This window comes from Puia sp. P3 (assembly GCF_050632245.1).
Taxonomy (GTDB): domain Bacteria; phylum Bacteroidota; class Bacteroidia; order Chitinophagales; family Chitinophagaceae; genus Puia.
This window is the reverse complement of record NZ_CP192583.1, coordinates 1,680,140-1,695,433: the sequence shown is the minus strand read 5'-3', so window position 1 is coordinate 1,695,433 and position 15,294 is coordinate 1,680,140. Positions and strand designations below refer to the sequence as shown.

The 15,294-nt window shown below is 53.6% G+C and carries 18 protein-coding genes and 1 pseudogene; all 19 read right to left on the bottom strand.

From position 1 onward, the window contains the following. Window positions 1-6: 6 nt before the first annotated feature. Entirely contained in the window at window positions 7-3,120 is a 3,114-nt protein-coding gene (locus tag ACQ86N_RS10185; RefSeq protein WP_431215056.1) for a SusC/RagA family TonB-linked outer membrane protein, read from the bottom strand. Continuing rightward, on the bottom strand, window positions 3,033-3,329 hold the full coding sequence (locus tag ACQ86N_RS10180; RefSeq protein ID WP_431215055.1) for a hypothetical protein: 297 nt from the start codon (window positions 3,327-3,329) through the stop codon (window positions 3,033-3,035). The genes ACQ86N_RS10185 and ACQ86N_RS10180 overlap by 88 nt, the downstream gene beginning before the upstream one ends. A gap of 111 nt (window positions 3,330-3,440) precedes the next feature. After that, window positions 3,441-4,721 (bottom strand): sialidase family protein, encoded by a 1,281-nt coding sequence (locus ACQ86N_RS10175; protein WP_431215054.1) that lies wholly within the window; start codon window positions 4,719-4,721, stop codon window positions 3,441-3,443. Between the two features lie 105 nt (window positions 4,722-4,826). Further along, window positions 4,827-5,525, bottom strand: a complete 699-nt coding sequence (locus ACQ86N_RS10170) for a FadR/GntR family transcriptional regulator (protein ID WP_431215053.1) — start codon at window positions 5,523-5,525, stop codon at window positions 4,827-4,829. 805 nt (window positions 5,526-6,330) lie between these two features. Further along, complete coding sequence (locus tag ACQ86N_RS10165) at window positions 6,331-6,741, bottom strand: hypothetical protein (protein WP_431215052.1); 411 nt, start codon at window positions 6,739-6,741, stop codon at window positions 6,331-6,333. A 726-nt stretch (window positions 6,742-7,467) separates the two neighbouring features. Beyond that, window positions 7,468-7,833 carry a DMT family transporter gene (locus ACQ86N_RS10160; RefSeq protein ID WP_431215051.1) on the bottom strand — a complete coding sequence of 122 codons (366 nt, stop codon included), beginning with the start codon at window positions 7,831-7,833 and terminating at the stop codon, window positions 7,468-7,470. 18 nt (window positions 7,834-7,851) lie between these two features. Next, entirely contained in the window at window positions 7,852-8,457 is a 606-nt protein-coding gene (locus ACQ86N_RS10155; protein WP_431215050.1) for a sterol desaturase family protein, read from the bottom strand. A 28-nt stretch (window positions 8,458-8,485) separates the two neighbouring features. After that, window positions 8,486-8,578: pseudogene (locus ACQ86N_RS10150) on the bottom strand (hypothetical protein); the annotation flags it as partial. Window positions 8,579-8,757: 179 nt separating this feature from the next. Further along, the gene (locus tag ACQ86N_RS10145) at window positions 8,758-9,390 is read right to left on the bottom strand and encodes an N-acetylneuraminate synthase family protein (RefSeq protein ID WP_431217347.1); all 633 of its coding nucleotides are present in this window, start codon (window positions 9,388-9,390) and stop codon (window positions 8,758-8,760) included. Window positions 9,391-9,450: 60 nt separating this feature from the next. Continuing rightward, window positions 9,451-9,708, bottom strand: coding sequence for a hypothetical protein (locus tag ACQ86N_RS10140; RefSeq protein ID WP_431215049.1), 258 nt, complete (start codon window positions 9,706-9,708; stop codon window positions 9,451-9,453). Next, window positions 9,705-9,923 (bottom strand): HAD hydrolase family protein, encoded by a 219-nt coding sequence (locus tag ACQ86N_RS10135; protein ID WP_431215048.1) that lies wholly within the window; start codon window positions 9,921-9,923, stop codon window positions 9,705-9,707. The genes ACQ86N_RS10140 and ACQ86N_RS10135 overlap by 4 nt, the downstream gene beginning before the upstream one ends. Further along, window positions 9,865-10,107 carry a hypothetical protein gene (locus ACQ86N_RS10130; protein ID WP_431215047.1) on the bottom strand — a complete coding sequence of 81 codons (243 nt, stop codon included), beginning with the start codon at window positions 10,105-10,107 and terminating at the stop codon, window positions 9,865-9,867. Before ACQ86N_RS10130 ends, ACQ86N_RS10135 begins: the two co-directional genes overlap by 59 nt. 101 nt (window positions 10,108-10,208) lie before the next feature. Further along, window positions 10,209-11,045, bottom strand: a complete 837-nt coding sequence (locus ACQ86N_RS10125; protein ID WP_431215046.1) for an SDR family oxidoreductase — start codon at window positions 11,043-11,045, stop codon at window positions 10,209-10,211. A 45-nt stretch (window positions 11,046-11,090) separates the two neighbouring features. Next, window positions 11,091-11,675 carry an aminotransferase class III-fold pyridoxal phosphate-dependent enzyme gene (locus ACQ86N_RS10120; RefSeq protein WP_431215045.1) on the bottom strand — a complete coding sequence of 195 codons (585 nt, stop codon included), beginning with the start codon at window positions 11,673-11,675 and terminating at the stop codon, window positions 11,091-11,093. Between the two features lie 10 nt (window positions 11,676-11,685). Then, window positions 11,686-12,198 carry an aminotransferase class III-fold pyridoxal phosphate-dependent enzyme gene (locus ACQ86N_RS10115; protein WP_431217346.1) on the bottom strand — a complete coding sequence of 171 codons (513 nt, stop codon included), beginning with the start codon at window positions 12,196-12,198 and terminating at the stop codon, window positions 11,686-11,688. A 23-nt stretch (window positions 12,199-12,221) separates the two neighbouring features. Further along, window positions 12,222-12,434 carry a hypothetical protein gene (locus ACQ86N_RS10110; RefSeq protein WP_431215044.1) on the bottom strand — a complete coding sequence of 71 codons (213 nt, stop codon included), beginning with the start codon at window positions 12,432-12,434 and terminating at the stop codon, window positions 12,222-12,224. Continuing rightward, the gene (locus tag ACQ86N_RS10105; protein WP_431215043.1) at window positions 12,424-13,320 is read right to left on the bottom strand and encodes a transketolase family protein; all 897 of its coding nucleotides are present in this window, start codon (window positions 13,318-13,320) and stop codon (window positions 12,424-12,426) included. The genes ACQ86N_RS10110 and ACQ86N_RS10105 overlap by 11 nt, the downstream gene beginning before the upstream one ends. A 52-nt stretch (window positions 13,321-13,372) precedes the next feature. Further along, complete coding sequence (locus tag ACQ86N_RS10100; protein WP_431215042.1) at window positions 13,373-14,212, bottom strand: transketolase; 840 nt, start codon at window positions 14,210-14,212, stop codon at window positions 13,373-13,375. After that, window positions 14,152-14,997, bottom strand: coding sequence for a cytidylyltransferase domain-containing protein (locus tag ACQ86N_RS10095; RefSeq protein WP_431215041.1), 846 nt, complete (start codon window positions 14,995-14,997; stop codon window positions 14,152-14,154). Before ACQ86N_RS10095 ends, ACQ86N_RS10100 begins: the two co-directional genes overlap by 61 nt. Between the last annotated feature and the right edge of the window lie 297 nt (window positions 14,998-15,294).

Genomic DNA, 15,294 nt, shown 5'->3' with positions numbered 1-15,294 from the left:
TCGTTTTTAGAACTTCAGGGTTGCTCCCAAGGAATACTGTCTCGGACGGGGATAGCCGCCGCCGTCTACACCCGTATAGGTCTCGGGGTTAAACCCGGTGTATTTCGTTATGTATCCGACGTTATTTACGCTCGCATAAACATTCACACCCGATGCGCGCATCTTCCGGGCAAGCGACGGCGCGAGATTATAGGAAAGCCTGATCTCCCTGACCGCGAGAAAATCTCCCTTTTCCAGCATCGGCGAAGCGTCCGACGAATAGGTGTAATTGGTGCCGAGTGAGGCGTTCCTCAGATAGTTGCGCTGCCCGAAATCGTAGTCGGCAAAGGAGAACCGCGCATATTTCTTGCCCACATCGCCTTCCTTCTGCCAGATCTCTGATCCCAGTGCGGCCCTGGGAGCCCCTTCGTTATATGCCCTGCCCTGACCCAGCGATCGGGCCAGCGCGCCATTGCTGATAATATGTCCCATCGCGAAATCGACGGCCACACGCAGCGAAAAGCCTTTATAGGAGAAGGTATTCTGCATACCACCCATGATCGCCGGCGTCCTCCATCCCATGAACACCTGGTCCTTGGCGTCGATGATCCCATCGCCATTGGTGTCCTGCCAGATAAAGTCACCGGCATGCTTGCCCACCGTTATACCCGAGGGAGATGCGAGATTGTCCTTGTGACTGGCGCTCCAGGCAGCCGCTTCAGCGTCGGTAGCGAACACGCCCAGCACCTTATAACCCCAGAGGCCGCCTACCCGCTCGCCTTCGGCATACCCGCCGGCTTCGACCAGCTGTTTCTTATTGGCGTCCCAGATGAGGTCTCCGCCCTGGCGATTCTTAGCACGGCCATTCGCAGGCAGCTTCGTAACGACCGTCTTGTTGATGGCAAATGAGAAATTGGTCGTCCAGCTGAACGAATGCGACTTCAGCGTGGTATAGCCCAGCTCGACCTCGATACCCCTGTTCCTCAGACTCCCGTTGTTATAGGGGATCGAGGCAAAAGGTGCTTCGGAAGGCAGCGGTTTGGACGCCAGCCGGTCGCTCGTGACCTTGTTATAATAGTCCACGACAAGGCTCAGCTTGTCCCTGAACAAACCAAACTCCGCCGCCAGATCCGTCGTCGTAGTAGCCTCCCATTTCAGATTGGGGTTGGAAAGATTGCCCCGGACGACGCCCGACGACTGCGCATAGGTCGTTGTCGTGTAGTTACCATAGGTATCGGTTATACTCAGGTCGTTGTTACCGGCCTGACCCCAGCTGGCCCTCAGCTTGAACGTACTGACAGGCTCGATATGCCAGAACTTTTCCCGGGCGATATTCCAGCCGGCCGAGACGGACGGGAAGAACGCATATTTATTCTCAGGCGCGAAGTTCGAATAGCCGTCATAACGAAGCGCTCCGCTCAGCAGGTATTTGCCGTCAAAATCATAGTTCATCTGCCCGAAAAAGCTGGCGCTGCGGGTCTCCGACAGCGACGTCGAGAAATCGGTCACATTGGTCGTCGTAACCCCGTTGATCGTACTGTTCGGCGGTTCGCTGATGGTAAAGATATAGTCGTTGGTCGCGCGCTGCGAACCGATATTGATGGTATTGCCCGTATTCCGGGTGTATTCGAAACCTCCGAGGACAGTAAAATGATTATCATCCTTCAAGTTGAAATCATACTGCAGGATCTGGTCGATCATCAGCTGTCTCGTGTTGGTCGTCGACTCGTTCTTCTGCCGCTGCGTGGATGGCTGTATCTCATTGGCAGGAGTCCCCTTGCGCATATACAAATATCGGTAGTCCTTCGCGAACCAGGAGACAGACGGCTTGAAATGCAGACCGTGCATAATGGTCCAGTCGCCGGCCAGCCGGCTGATGAACTGCTCCGTAGACACCTGCGTCCGGTCGTACTTCAGCGTGTGAAATCTATTTGGAACGGTGTATAGCTCGCCCGGGGTCGGATCTCCGTTGTCCTTGAAGATCCGGATCAGCGGCGTGATACGCGTGCCCCTCGCCAGCTCGTTCACAAAACCCGCCACATAGTTGGGCTCGATATTCTGATAGTTGAACATCAGGTCGACCTTGAAATTATCCACGGGTTTGAAACCTAAATTGCCAAGTGCGTCATACCGCTTGTAGTTGGTGCCCACAAAAGTCCCAGCCTGGTCCGTATAGCCCGCCGACAGGAAATAATTGGCCTTGTCGCTTCCGCCGTCGATGGAGAGATTGTCGTTATTGGTCAGACCCGTGACCCACAGCATGTCCTGGTAGTGGTTGTCGGCATATAGTAGTTTCGTACCGGGATTGATGGGATCGTCCATCGTCATGAAACCTTTGTTCTTTATCAGATTGTCCACATAGCTCTGACCTTCTACCGCCACGATATTGTCGTACAGCGCCGTGAGATTGATATTGATGCCATACTGGCCTGGTGCCGTATAAACCCTCGTACCCGCGGAGAAACCGCCGTTGTTCAGCAGGCTGTTCTTGTCCAGCGCGTCGTGCGTATTGAATACCGTCGTACGCGCGAGCTTCAGATACTGCGTCGCATTCATATAGTCCAGACTACGCGAGGCCGTCTCCCAGGTAGTCCGGTGATTCAGGCTAAGGCGCGGTTTGGTATTATACCTGCCGGTCTTTGTCTTCACCACGATAACCCCGTTGGCGCCCCGGAAACCATAGGCCGCGGTCGCCGCGGCGTCTTTCATCACCTGGATAGTCTCGATATTTTCAGGGTTGACGTCAGCCATCGGACGGTAGATCCCGTCGATGATCACCAGTGGGCTGGTGGCGTCCGAACTGCCGATAGCGTCGCCCCCGCTGTTGCCGATGGCCGTACCATATGGATTCAGCTTGGTGCCGCCACGGATGATGATATTGGCCGGCGATGCGCCCGGCTGACCCGAACTAACAGGGACATTCACCCCCGCCATCTTGCCCTCCAGAGCCAGCACCGGGTTGGCGCCCGTCACGTCCTTCAGTTCGTCCGGCCCCAGCTTGCTCACCGCCGCCGTCGTCTTCGCCCTGCTCTGCTGCGTATACCCGACGATGATCACGTCCTGCATATTGTCGACAACACGCTGAAGAGAGACATTGATCGCACCCGATGACGCCCGCGCCTCCTGTGGAGCAAAGCCCACAGCCGAAAATACCAGAGTCGCACCGGGACGCGGGACAGAAATGAGGAATACCCCCCGGCATTCGTTACCGTCGCGCCCTTGCTACCCTTGATCCTGACGGTCACATTCTCGATCCCCTTGCCGGTGCTGTCCGTCACTTTTCCTGTGACAGCAGAAGGGGTCTGACCGTAGGAGGCGGCGATCGTAAAAAAGAACACCGCCGTCAGCATAAGCAATCGTAAAGGGAGAAAAAATTTCTCGTTTTCATACGCAGTTTCATCGTTTTTGGAGACATTAAAAAATTGTATTACCGGGCCCTTCTTCATGGGCCTAATAATAGACTAAGGTTCGGTGGCGCCGTTGACGATCCACCCAAGGTTGAACTTGTGGAATTCAATGGATTTGTGGCTGGTGCTGTTATCACTGAGGCCTTCGTTGATCTCGATCAGCGCGGCCACCGCGTAGTCTGACGTCTTGATCATGCTCGAATACCCGCCCTTCGCGATATTATTCCCGGCCTCGATAGCGGTGTAGTCACAGGTGTTCCAATCATAGATGGCCCTGCTTATCGGCCAGGTAGCGCCATCGTCATAGCTGATCCGCGCCGTCATATTACAGCGCTTGCTGGTACTATTAGGATTTAGGAATATGATTCGTTGTGGATTGTCGGTATTATAGCGAAGTATGGAACCCTCGCATTTCGGGTCCGGCAGGCCGTTGTCGGACACAAAGGCGCCAAAGCCGGCATCGATCGTCCCCACCGCCTTTCTGCGATAGTTCGCAGTGGCCCACTCGCTGTCGCTCGGCCTGTCATTTCTCAAAAGATTGCCGTTCATCAGCTCCACGATCGTGCTCTCGTGCTTGCCGCCGGCTATCGGCTGGTAGGCCCATGTCTTACCGTGGTCATCGCTGTAAATATTGCGTCCATAGGCAGGGACGACCAGCCTTCCCGGATGGCTCATCGCCGTCTGTATCCCGATGCCGGGCCCCATGGCGTCCCATTTGTAATCGGAAGGCGTCAGCGCGCTCGTTCTGTCTACCGGCGCCGACCAGCTGAGGCCGTCGTCGTCGCTATAGGTTGTAAATACGCGACGGTCACCCCACTGCGTAAAATCGGAGATTTGCGTCTTGTACTGGTCATTCCAGCTCATAAAAAGCCAGATCCGGCCGCTGTCCTTGTCATATACCGCCGTAGGATTGCCCCAGGTGCCGGCACCGTTCGCGGATACTTCGCGCAAGGCCGACCATGTCGAACCGTTGTCAGTCGACCGTTTGCAGACGAGGTTGATATCCCCGTAGTCACTGGGACTCCACCTCCTTCCCTCAGCAAAGGCCACCAGCGTCCCGTTGCTCGTCCGGACAATAGACGGGATCCGGAAGGAATGATAGGTGGCTACCCCGCCCGCCCCCTCGTCTCCCCCGTTGAACAGGAGCAGACTGTTGTGGATGGGCGCCGACAGCGCCGGAGCCACGGTGGTTTGCCTGGTTGATTTCAGGCTGTCCGCGGCAGCGGCAGCAGCAGTTTTCTTCTGACAGGAGCCCATGGATAAGGTCATTGCCAGAATGCAGCTGGCTCCGGCGGCATAGCCCGCGAAGCCGTTTTGGTTTAGAAAAGATCTCATATTGGCAAGTATTACGTTCAATAGTACTTATGTACTACATAACAAATGTAGGGAAAAATCCCTCTCCTCCAAATTAAAATGGAGAACTGCCAATATTTGGGCCGCCTATCCCAGTCTTTTCAATCTGTCAAAATGAGGTTTGAGGTGCTCGTACATCCCTTCCCTGAACTCTTCCTTGCTTCCTTTTTCCAGAATGGTCGCCAGGTCCAGGTGGGAGACCTTCCCCGAGATGAATCGAGGCTCCGTCTTGACCACGTAGTCGAAGATGGGAAGAAGCATGTTCTGGAAGCGTTTCAGCGTATCATTGCCGCTCATCTCGTAGAGCTTTCCATGGAATTCGATCTCATTCTTGATCCTGAAATTGTCCTTTTTTCCGTCCATCTGCCGCAGGGCGATCTCCTTCAGTTCCGCCACATCCCCCGCCGTCTTGCGGGTGTAGATCAGCTCAGCCAGCCCCATCTCCAGCACCAGCCGCAGCTCGAAAATATCTTTCAGGGTATTCTCGCCAATGATCGACGGATCGAGCACGCGCTCGAACGAACTCAGAATATCCGGGCTGGCCAGCACCATCCCCCTCTTTTTCTTCGTCTCCACCATTCCGAGCATTCTCAGCCGGCTCAGCGCCTCCCGCACAACATTCCTGCTCACCCCCAGCGATTCGGCCAGATCGATCTCCTTCGGCAGGGGATCCCCCGGCTTGAACGACTGCTCCTTGAGATATTCCCGCAGCCTCGTCTCCACTATATCCGGCATAGTCTGCTGAACGATCCGTCCGATATCACTTTTCAATCCCTTATTAGCCATATTCAAAGGTTCCTTATTATAAAATTGTACCCGGTAAATATCGGGGAAATATGTCCAATAAAAAGACAAAATAAAATTCACCCCCGCAACACCAAAAAAACCTTCTGCTATTCCCAAATTATTTAGCAAATTCCCTATCTTTGTTATCCCAAATTTAGCGACCCGCGACGAGAGGGGTTGCACTAATCAAGGCCATTGTCATTAGGCCCTATCCTATCAAATGGTCAGCTGCCCAAAAGTAGTTGACCATTTTTTTACCCACCGCAAAGTTCTCATCCCACTCCACCAGGACACTAAAAGATACAAATAAGACGAGCAAAACATACAGGACAGTTCAGGACGGTGCAACAAAACAGTAAAACAGACAAGAAAACACACATGTTTCCGGGTAGAAAAAATCCCATAATTCAGGTTGGGCTTCATGTTAAGAATCTTCCCAAACTCTCTCCCATAGCGGTTTTCACATTTTATTTCCACGCTTTGACATAATAAAATCGGCGCTAACTTGTCTACCTCCTGCCCAAAAACCAGCTTATATTTGTATCATCAAAAGCGAGACAATCTAAAGCCCTCCAAAAAGGGCACTCCAGATAAAGAGTTTTCATATGGCAAGCAATCGTTAGAGGTCGACTGTTTCTACAGTGGGCCTTTTTTCTTTTTAGGATCGCCGCCACGGGATAAAACCTTTAGCTCTGCGGGCAACCCGCGTAAACAGACCCCTATAAAAACTGAAATCCGCGAACAAGTCGCGGACTCAGCTTCCTATATGTAACACGCGCAGTATGCTAGATTTTCGGTTCCAACATCAAAGTCTTAGAAGAACCAGCTCGACAAGCTGCGACCTGCTGGCCTGCAGCCAATTCTGAGAAGGCTTCGGTGTATTATCCACCAGATCGGAATTTGCAACAACTACCTTCACCCCAATCACCTGCTCATCCTGCATCCTTTCCTTCATCTCCTCAGGAATACCGTCTACCTCTGTATTCGTCAGCAGGTAAGCCGTACCCCTCGCCTTTACAAAGAAATCCATCCCCTTCTTGAAGAAGTCCAGCTTTGCAGGCATCTCCATTTCATAGGCGTCGATATGCATCGCCGGCTTCGGGATCACAAACCAGATATCACCCGCTTCATCAACAACTACATCAGAGATCACATGCGTCGGAAGCTTAATGATCGACAGGCTCTCGGTGAAAAACAGCGCGCTCTGTAACTCCATGATCTTACTCTTCAAGGTCGCTTGCTCTAATTTCTGTGCAGTTGAAGTTGTCATAGTTATAACGTTTGGGTAAAGATTGAATTTGTTTGTCCGTCGCCGTGTGTTTCTCTATCGCTGCGGACGTTAGGTATAAGACAATTGGCATACCAACTACCAACTCTTTGATTATCAACTATTAATTTTGGCATAAAGGCGTGCCGGACGTCCCATATTGGGACTGGTTTTCCAAAAAATGATTTTTGTCCATCAGGGGGTCCTATTTTTGCTCCGGATCTGCTTTCCGGACGAACAGACTGGGGCTTCGGCGGCATCGTAGCCCATTTCTTCAAAGCACAAAAAAAGGACAGCTCCATCCGCACGTCGGACGTCAATCTGCTGGGCCTCTATACCCTGCGCAAACAGCTGATCCTCGTACTCAGCTCAACCATCTTCTTCCCCCACGAAGACCATATCGCCCGATTCCAGGCTTCCTATAGCTACTATCCCGACAATTTCTGGGGGCGGCAGTACATCGGGCATCGGCCCCATCCCACCTCCGTCCTCGCCTTCCAGGGCTCGCTGGCTTCACCGACGGAAATACACCCTTCCGCAAACTCGAAGAGCCCGGCGGCGCCGACGGCGGCGGAGCCCGATTGCCCTCGGCAAGGAAGAAAAACTAAATTTACGTGTGGACTACGGCGTTGGGAAGCATTCCAACGCTTTCACTGTGCAGCTCCGCGAGGCGTTTTAGGGGTTTCTCTTCAACCCCACTATGCCTATTAATATAAGAGCCATATACACAAACTGCATCATATCGAAATTCCCCTTAAAAAAGAACAACTCCACCAGCTTCACGCCAACCAGCGCCGTCCCCATCCACACCGCCAGCGCGGTCGATGCAGGGATCTCCTTCATCGCCATCGAAAAGAAAATGATATTGCAAACCCCGAAAACGATATACCCCGCAAAAGGCGCCAGCACCAGCCAGTTCGCCGAATGCGTAAAATAACCCTTCCACTGGATCGCCCTCAGTTTCTTAACACTCATAAACTTGAGAGAGAAAGTCCAGGCGATCTCGAACAGAGACGCAATCACCAGATAGAGCCATGCCATGCTTAAAATTAAGAATTTTTAGTTCTCGACGGATTCGACCACGGGTCTCTCCTTCACCGGCGTCCCGGGCTGCCCCTCCTTCGGCACCAGTCCATCGATCTTTCTGAGCCCCAGACGCGCCGAGATCCAGTTCGTCACCCGCAGCCGCGAGAAATAATAGACCCTGAACCACGAATACTTTCGCATCAGCTGCTGCTCATCCAGCTTTTTAACGGCAAAAAGATGTTGCAGGAAATAATCTTTCGGATAGTCATAATAAAGCCCGAACTCCGCCGGCTTCTTCCTCCCCGGCAGATAGGCCGTACCGAACAGCCAGTCCCAGATGGCGAATTTCGTCGAATAATTGGCATAGAACACCGCCCGGTCATTCGCATGATGCCGCTGGTGCATCTCCGGACCGTTGATGACGTACTGCAGCTTCCCCGACTTCACGTCGATATTGGAATGGATCCACATCCCCCAAACGGCGTCGATCAGCGCCTTGATGGCGACTACAGGAGAATTTGGGCCCAGCAGCAGTATGATCGGCGCAAATTCGATCGTTTGATTGATCAGGATCTCCAGCGAGTGCGAGCGCGTCCCCGCCAGCCAGTCCAGCTTCCTTGTTCGAATGGTGCGCCTCATGCGTCTTCCACAACAATTTGGAATGGTGCTGCGCCCGGTGAAACCAGTAAATATAAAAATCGTGTATGACCAGAAATAGCAGCACCTGCAGTGCGATCGGCCAGTGATCCAGCCAGTGCATCGACTGCAGGTGCCAGCCCCTTCTCATCGGTTCGATGATATAGTCGAAGATCAGGATTTTCAGGAAATAACTCTGAATAAAAGTATACCAGATCAGGTCCACCCAAAATCCATCGCGGAGGATGGGTATGCCCGCAGTATACGGATACTTCCGCTCCAGGTAAATAAACACAAATACGCTCAATACCAGGATACTGGTCGTATAATAGACGATCGTTCCCATTGAATTAGTTTTCGGCCGTCGCGGTATTCTGCGTCCTCCGCAGCCTTTTCATCGCGCCCAGCTTCGCTGTCATATACTCTCTTGATCCCGTCACCCAGCGCAAGCTCCACGTCCCGGATATCCCGCACCAGTTTCTGCATGCCCTGGGGCTCGACCGACGCCGCATGATCTGAACCCCACATCGCGCGGTCCAGCGTGAAATGCCTTTCGACAAAACAGGCGCCCATGGCTACCGCCGCTACCGTAGTAGCCAGCCCCGTCTCGTGACCGGAATAGCCGATCGGCGTCCCGGGATAAAGTTTGGACAAAGTATCGATCATCTTCAGATTCAGCTCCTGCGGAGGACAGGGATAAGCCGAAGTACTGTGCGCGATCATAAGACTATCGGTACCAAATTTGTCGACCGCCTCCCTGATCTGCCCCATCGTGGACATCCCCGTCGAAAGGATATAGGGCCTGCCCGTCTGCTTCACCTTCTCGATCAGCGCATGGTCCGTCAGCGACGCGGACGCGAACTTATATACGCCCGGGTTGAACTGCTCCATAAAATCGACTGAAGCCTCGTCCCAGCAGGAGACGAACCAGTCGATGCCTTTTCATTACAATAGGCGTCGATCCGGGAATATTCGTCATAACCCAGCTCGATCATCTTACGGTAGTTGATATAAGTCATCCGCCCCCAGGGTATCCCTTTCCAGATGCCACTGGTCCTTCGGAGTACACAATTCCGGCGTCCTCTTTTGAAATTTGACGGCATCGCAGCCAGCCAGTACGGCCTCATCGATCAGCTTTTTGGCGATGTCCATCGAACCGTTGTGATTAATGCCAATCTCGGCAATAATATAGACGGGGTGTCCGGCCCCGATAGTCCTTTTTGAACTAACCTGGAACGACTTACTCGTATTCATACAGTATTGTTTTTTTGTGTTATCAGCCACTCTGCAAATTCGCGAAAAGCGCCGTACCCGCCCTTCTCCGCACAGTGGTAATGTACGATACCGCTGACCTGGGACATCGCGTCCGCCGGACAGGCGCTAAGCCCCGCCCTTTCCATGACCTCCAGATCATTCACGTCGTCCCCGATATACGCGATCTCCTCCCAGCCGATCCCCAGCCGCTCCATGATTGCCGTAAGTCTGCCCAGCTTTATCCTTTACACCGAGATGCAGTTCGCTGATATGCAGCTTCTCCGCACGCCGGGCCACCGAAGGCGACAGCTCGCCGGTGATTATACCCGTCTCGATACCCGCCAGCTTCCTCAGCCGCTCGACGCCCATCCCATCCCGGATGGAAAACCGTTTCAGCACCTCCCGCTCTCGCCATAAAAGACACCATTATCCGTCAATACCCCATCCACATCGGTCAAAAGCAATTTTATTTTTCCAGCCTTTTCTTTCATGTTGTCTAATTATTGTCCTTCGGACGAGGCCGGGGCCTCCGATTTAAATAGCGGTCCACCCCCATCCACCACCAGATTGGCTCCCGTCATATACGCCGAAGCTTCACTGGCCAAGAAAACAATTGCCCCCTTATAGTCGGAGGCCGTGGCCATCCTGCCCAACAAAGTTTTTTTCGAATAGTTGTTCTTAAAAAATACGTCCTGGCTATTCTCCACCCCTCCCGGCGAAAGCGTATTTACCCTTACTTTCTTTGGCCCCCAGTAGGAAGCCAGGAACTTCGTAAAACCGATCACCGCCGACTTGGTTACAGGATAAGACGGAGACTTGTAAAAGGTTTGCTCCCCCGCCGCATTCCTATAGATGCTCTGGTCCGGCGCCACGATCCCATACGTGGAAGCGATATTGATAATGCTCCCCCCACCCTGATCAGCCATCACACCGCCCAGCACCTGCGAACAAAGAAAGACGCCGCTTACATTCACCTTCCAGGACCTGTCCCACATCTCCAGTGGGTAGTGCTCGAACATCGACTGCTGCCCCGCAAGCAGCGGGTTCTCAAACATGTCATTGATCGCCGCATTGTTCACCAGTATATCGATCCGCCCGAAGGCCCCGAGTATCCTGCGCTTTGCCGCCTCCAGCGATTCCCTGCTCGTCACGTCCATACCGACTCCCAGATGCCCTTCCTCCAGACGCGCCGCTACCGCGCTACAGGCATCTTCATTCAGATCAGCTACAACAACCCTCGCACCCGCTTCCGCCAACGCCTCACAGTGATGCGTCCCTATCAATCCGCAGGCGCCGGTCACAATCGCAACCTTTCCGTCCAGGCTAAATAGATCCATACTTTTACGCTTTCGTACGCTAATGATTGTCCTTCCGACAAGGTCCTACCGGGCCTTAGCGGGTTTCATATTAAAATTGCTCACCTTACGGAATACCGCTTCCACGGGCTTACCCTTCAACCGCCCGGTCACATCCTTAGCCTCCACCGCAGCCTTCAAAAGCCCCAGCACCTCGCGGTAAGCCTTCAGCGTATATTCCACGTCTTCATCCGTATGACTATACATCATGTTGTGAAATCCACTCCACAGAATACCGCGCTTGATCATTTCCTGCTGCACATAAGATTTCAGCTCCAGCGGATTGCCCGCGCTGGCGTCGAAACTCACCATCGACCGGCAGTCATATCCCGTACATTTTGTATATCCGCTGATACCCAGCTCGGCCGCCAGCGCATTATAACCTTCCTTCAGCTTCTTCCCCTTCTCGGCCAGATAAGCCGGGACATCCTTCTCGATCAGCTCCTGTATCGTCGCTATAGCAGCAGCCAGAGACAATGCCTCTCCGCCAAATGTCGTATAGAAGAACACGTCTCCTTCGAACAGGGACATCACATCCCGACGCCCCGTCAGCAGCGCGATCGGCATCCCGTTGGCGCAGGCCTTCGAATAACAGGCCAGGTCGGGCACCACGCCAAAATATTCACTGGGCTCCCCCTATCGCGATCCGGAAACCGGTCCACATCTCGTCGAAGATCAGCAGCGTCCCATTGGCCGCGCACAGATCTTTCAGCTCCTGAAGAAAATTATTCTTCGGCGCCTCGAACACGAACGGCTCCAGGATCACACAGGCCACATCCTCATCCAGCGCGTCCTGTACGGAATTGATATCGTTGTATTCAAACGTTCCACTCAGTTCTTTCACCGCCTCCGGTATCCCCTGAGCGCGGCTCGTAACACCAATATACCAGTCATGCCATCCATGATAGCCGCAGCACAACACCTTATTGCGACCCGTAAAAGCCCGGGCTACACGAACCGCGGCACTCGTCACATCGGCGCCGGTCTTGCTGATTCGGATGGACTCCGCATTCGGAATGACTTTATGTACCAGCTCTGCCAGTTCCAGTTCCAGCTCGTGCATCTGCGAGAAAGTGATACCATCTTTCAGCTGTTCGACAATAGCGGCATCGACCCGGGGATACGCATAACCCAGGGGACAGCGGCCCTATCGCCGCATTATAGTCGAGATATTCGTTGCCGTCCACATCCCACACCACTGGCCCCCTTTCCCTTCTTCAGGTACTTCGGCGCCACGCCATTAATATACTGTCCCGGCCCCTTCGCCATAGTCTGCGTCACCGGCGTCATGATAGGCCGGGCTCTTTCATATAATTTATTCGATTCCGTTATGTCAGGATAGTTCTCGTTGAATGTTACCTTATTGGGCATATGTGATTATTTTATCAGCCATTTTTTCGGGAGTAAATCCTTCCGTCTCCAGCACCTGATTCAGCGTACCGGCTTTGAACCAGCGCTCGCCAAGCGACAGCGCCTGCACGTCCGCCGTCATGCGACGCCCCAGCAGCACTTCGGCCACGATGGAATAAAGGCCGCCGGTCCTGAAATGATCCTCTATCGTCACAATGCGCTTCGAATTCCCGGCAGCGCGAACGATCGCGTCCTCATCCACAGGCTTGAGACTCCGCATATTCACCAGACCTACCGAAAGCCCCTGCTTTTCCAGCAGTTCCTTCGTCTTCAGTGCATTCTCGAACAGGAACCCATAGACGAGCAGCGTAATATCAGAGCCCTCACCGATCACCTCGGCCTTTCCCGGCGTATAGGCTTCGTGCTCGTAGCTGCCCTTCTTATGATTGATCCGCACATAGGCAGGCGCCGGAGACGACCATACCTCGGGCAGCATCTTTACCAGATCGTCTTCGTCCGCCGGACAGTAGACTTCCATACCGGGGATACCCCGCAAAATGGATACGTCCTCGATAGCCTGATGCGTAGGTCCGTTGCCATCCGACAAAAAACCGGGAATAAAACCGCTGAGCTTCACCGGAAGACGCGCAATACCGACGTCCGTACGGATGAACTCAAATGCCCGCATGGTAAGAAAGGGGGCCAGAGCATGAATAACCGGAATCCGTCCGCGAAGTGCAAGTCCGGCAGCCATGCCGACCATCGTCTGCTCTGTAATCCCCGTATCCACGAATCGATGTCCCAAAACCTTGGGCATATTGCGCACCAGCGCACGGTTCTCCGCCGTCATTACTATAAACCGTTCGTCTTTCAACGCCGTCTCTGTCAGTAATTCTTCGTAAGTCATATTGGGGTTTTAACGTACTACCAATGTTTCTGATTCAATGGATGCCTCCGCGTTACCATGCAGCTCTTCCAGCAGCTGCGCGGATCTCCCCTCGGAGAAAGCGCAGAACCACCTGTCCGCCACTGGCCTCGATACTGGGCAATCCCTTGCCCCTCACCGTATCGGCAATGATAACATTTACCTTTCCGGACTGTCCGGCAGCGAACGCCTCCTGCAGACGGGCAAAACTGTGTCCGTCTACCCGCTGCACGCTGCACCCGAATGCCCTGAATTTATCCTCCAGCGGCTCCAGCGGAATAAGGTCTTCCGTCCGGATATTCGCCTGGAATTGATTGCGGTCGACCACGATCGTCAGATTGTCCAGCTGGTAGGCGCTGGCCACCAGCAGGGTCTCCCATACGCTGCCCTCGTTCAGCTCACCATCACCGGTGATCACAACTATCCGGTTGTCGGCTCCGCGCAATTTGCAGTCCAGCGCCACACCGGCCGCAACAGCAGGTAAATGACCCAGCGAACCGGAGTGAAACTCCACACCCGGAATATTTCTGTTGGGATGCCAGTAAATGCTGTCGGACGTCGAAAGATGGTTGGATAGCCGCCCTGCATCGAGCATACCCATCTCTGCAAAAGTCCCGTACAGCGCCGGTACGTCATGCCCCTTCGACAGGAAAAGATAATCCCGCTGAGGATCGGCCGGCCCACTGCCCCGGCGAAGATGGCTCGAATATAAATAGACCATCAGCTCGACACAGGACAGCGAAGCGCCGATAAAACATCCGCCACCCGCCGTCATCCGGATGATGTGTTCTCTCACCTTGAGCGCAATCGCGCTCAACGCACCCGTATCCGTTTTGACATCACCCGCGGCAAACCGCGTCTGCTCCCCATCCACCGTCTTCCAGCTTCACCCAGATGATTGCGGTACCAGTTGACGCCGGCGAGCGACCGGTTGATATTGTAGATCTCCGGTCTTCTTTCCAGTAATGCCAGAATATCGTTCACACCGAATAAAGGGTTGACAGGATAAAGCTCTTCCCAGACCGCCTTTATGAACTGATAGTCTTCTTCATAGTCGATCGTCAGCCGGTGTGTCATGGAATAGTCCAGGCCGCCGTCCATGACCACATTGCCGATGCTGTAACGCTCAGGCCGCTCCCAGATATAAGGAGTCGTATGCTCCCGCTCAAAGGCCCGGCCCGCATACTTCCACGCCTCCTCCATCACGCCCAGAGACATTATTTCCACGTCGTTCCCGTCCGGAAAAGTCGCCGGATGAAGATTGCTTACAAAGTCATACTTATCCGCATTCTCCAGATAGAAAGCGATCACCTGGTCGATAACTGCCGGATCGATCAGCGGACAGTCGCCCGGTATCTTGATGACCGTATCCGCCCCGTATTTCAACGCCGCCTGATAGTGCCTGTCCAGCAGGTCCTGATCATGCCCGCGAAAACACTCCAGGCCTTCCTGCTGACAAACCTCCCATACCAGATCGTCCGCCGCATTCGTCGTCGTCGCAACTACTACCTGCCCGCACAACTTCGACTGCAGTATACGCTCGACCTGCCTCACGAACAGAGACTTTCCTGACAAAGGACGAAACACCTTGTCCGGCAGACGCGAAGAACCTCTTCTCACCTGGACGACCGTAACGATCTTTCTTTCTGTTGTATTCATTTATGCGATTTGAAGTTTGGGTGTTCTGAACCTCGGCGAAAAACCACCCGGCTCTCCCTTGTACTCTATATACTGCCTGCATACATCCGCAATTCGGGAAGCCGACACGCCCCCCGTTCTGAAGCGGGGCCAGCCGCTTCAACTGGTCGATATCGAAATAGGAATGCACTTTTTTCCCCAGGGCGATCCCGATATAGACCACCGTGGAATACTGCGTTATCAGCTCTTCACAATTGGCGATCATATGCTCGGTGTTGCCCTCCGTATAAACATGGGCCGAGGGCGCGATTGACCTGA

What these genes read in the sequence shown, in the direction of transcription:
- ACQ86N_RS10140 (WP_431215049.1), bottom strand. Translation starts at nt 9,708, where the DNA reads ATGAATACGAGTAAGTCGTTCCAGGTTAGTTCAAAAAGGACTATCGGG.
- ACQ86N_RS10105 (WP_431215043.1), bottom strand. Translation starts at nt 13,320, where the DNA reads ATGACTTACGAAGAATTACTGACAGAGACGGCGTTGAAAGACGAACGG.
- ACQ86N_RS10170 (WP_431215053.1), bottom strand. Translation starts at nt 5,525, where the DNA reads ATGGCTAATAAGGGATTGAAAAGTGATATCGGACGGATCGTTCAGCAG.
- ACQ86N_RS10165 (WP_431215052.1), bottom strand. Translation starts at nt 6,741, where the DNA reads ATGGAGTTACAGAGCGCGCTGTTTTTCACCGAGAGCCTGTCGATCATT.
- ACQ86N_RS10155 (WP_431215050.1), bottom strand. Translation starts at nt 8,457, where the DNA reads ATGAGGCGCACCATTCGAACAAGGAAGCTGGACTGGCTGGCGGGGACG.
- ACQ86N_RS10110 (WP_431215044.1), bottom strand. Translation starts at nt 12,434, where the DNA reads ATGCCCAATAAGGTAACATTCAACGAGAACTATCCTGACATAACGGAA.
- ACQ86N_RS10180 (WP_431215055.1), bottom strand. Translation starts at nt 3,329, where the DNA reads ATGCTGACGGCGGTGTTCTTTTTTACGATCGCCGCCTCCTACGGTCAG.
- ACQ86N_RS10135 (WP_431215048.1), bottom strand. Translation starts at nt 9,923, where the DNA reads ATGGAGCGGCTGGGGATCGGCTGGGAGGAGATCGCGTATATCGGGGAC.
- ACQ86N_RS10125 (WP_431215046.1), bottom strand. Translation starts at nt 11,045, where the DNA reads ATGGATCTATTTAGCCTGGACGGAAAGGTTGCGATTGTGACCGGCGCC.
- ACQ86N_RS10160 (WP_431215051.1), bottom strand. Translation starts at nt 7,833, where the DNA reads ATGGCATGGCTCTATCTGGTGATTGCGTCTCTGTTCGAGATCGCCTGG.
- ACQ86N_RS10095 (WP_431215041.1), bottom strand. Translation starts at nt 14,997, where the DNA reads ATGAATACAACAGAAAGAAAGATCGTTACGGTCGTCCAGGTGAGAAGA.
- ACQ86N_RS10175 (WP_431215054.1), bottom strand. Translation starts at nt 4,721, where the DNA reads ATGAGATCTTTTCTAAACCAAAACGGCTTCGCGGGCTATGCCGCCGGA.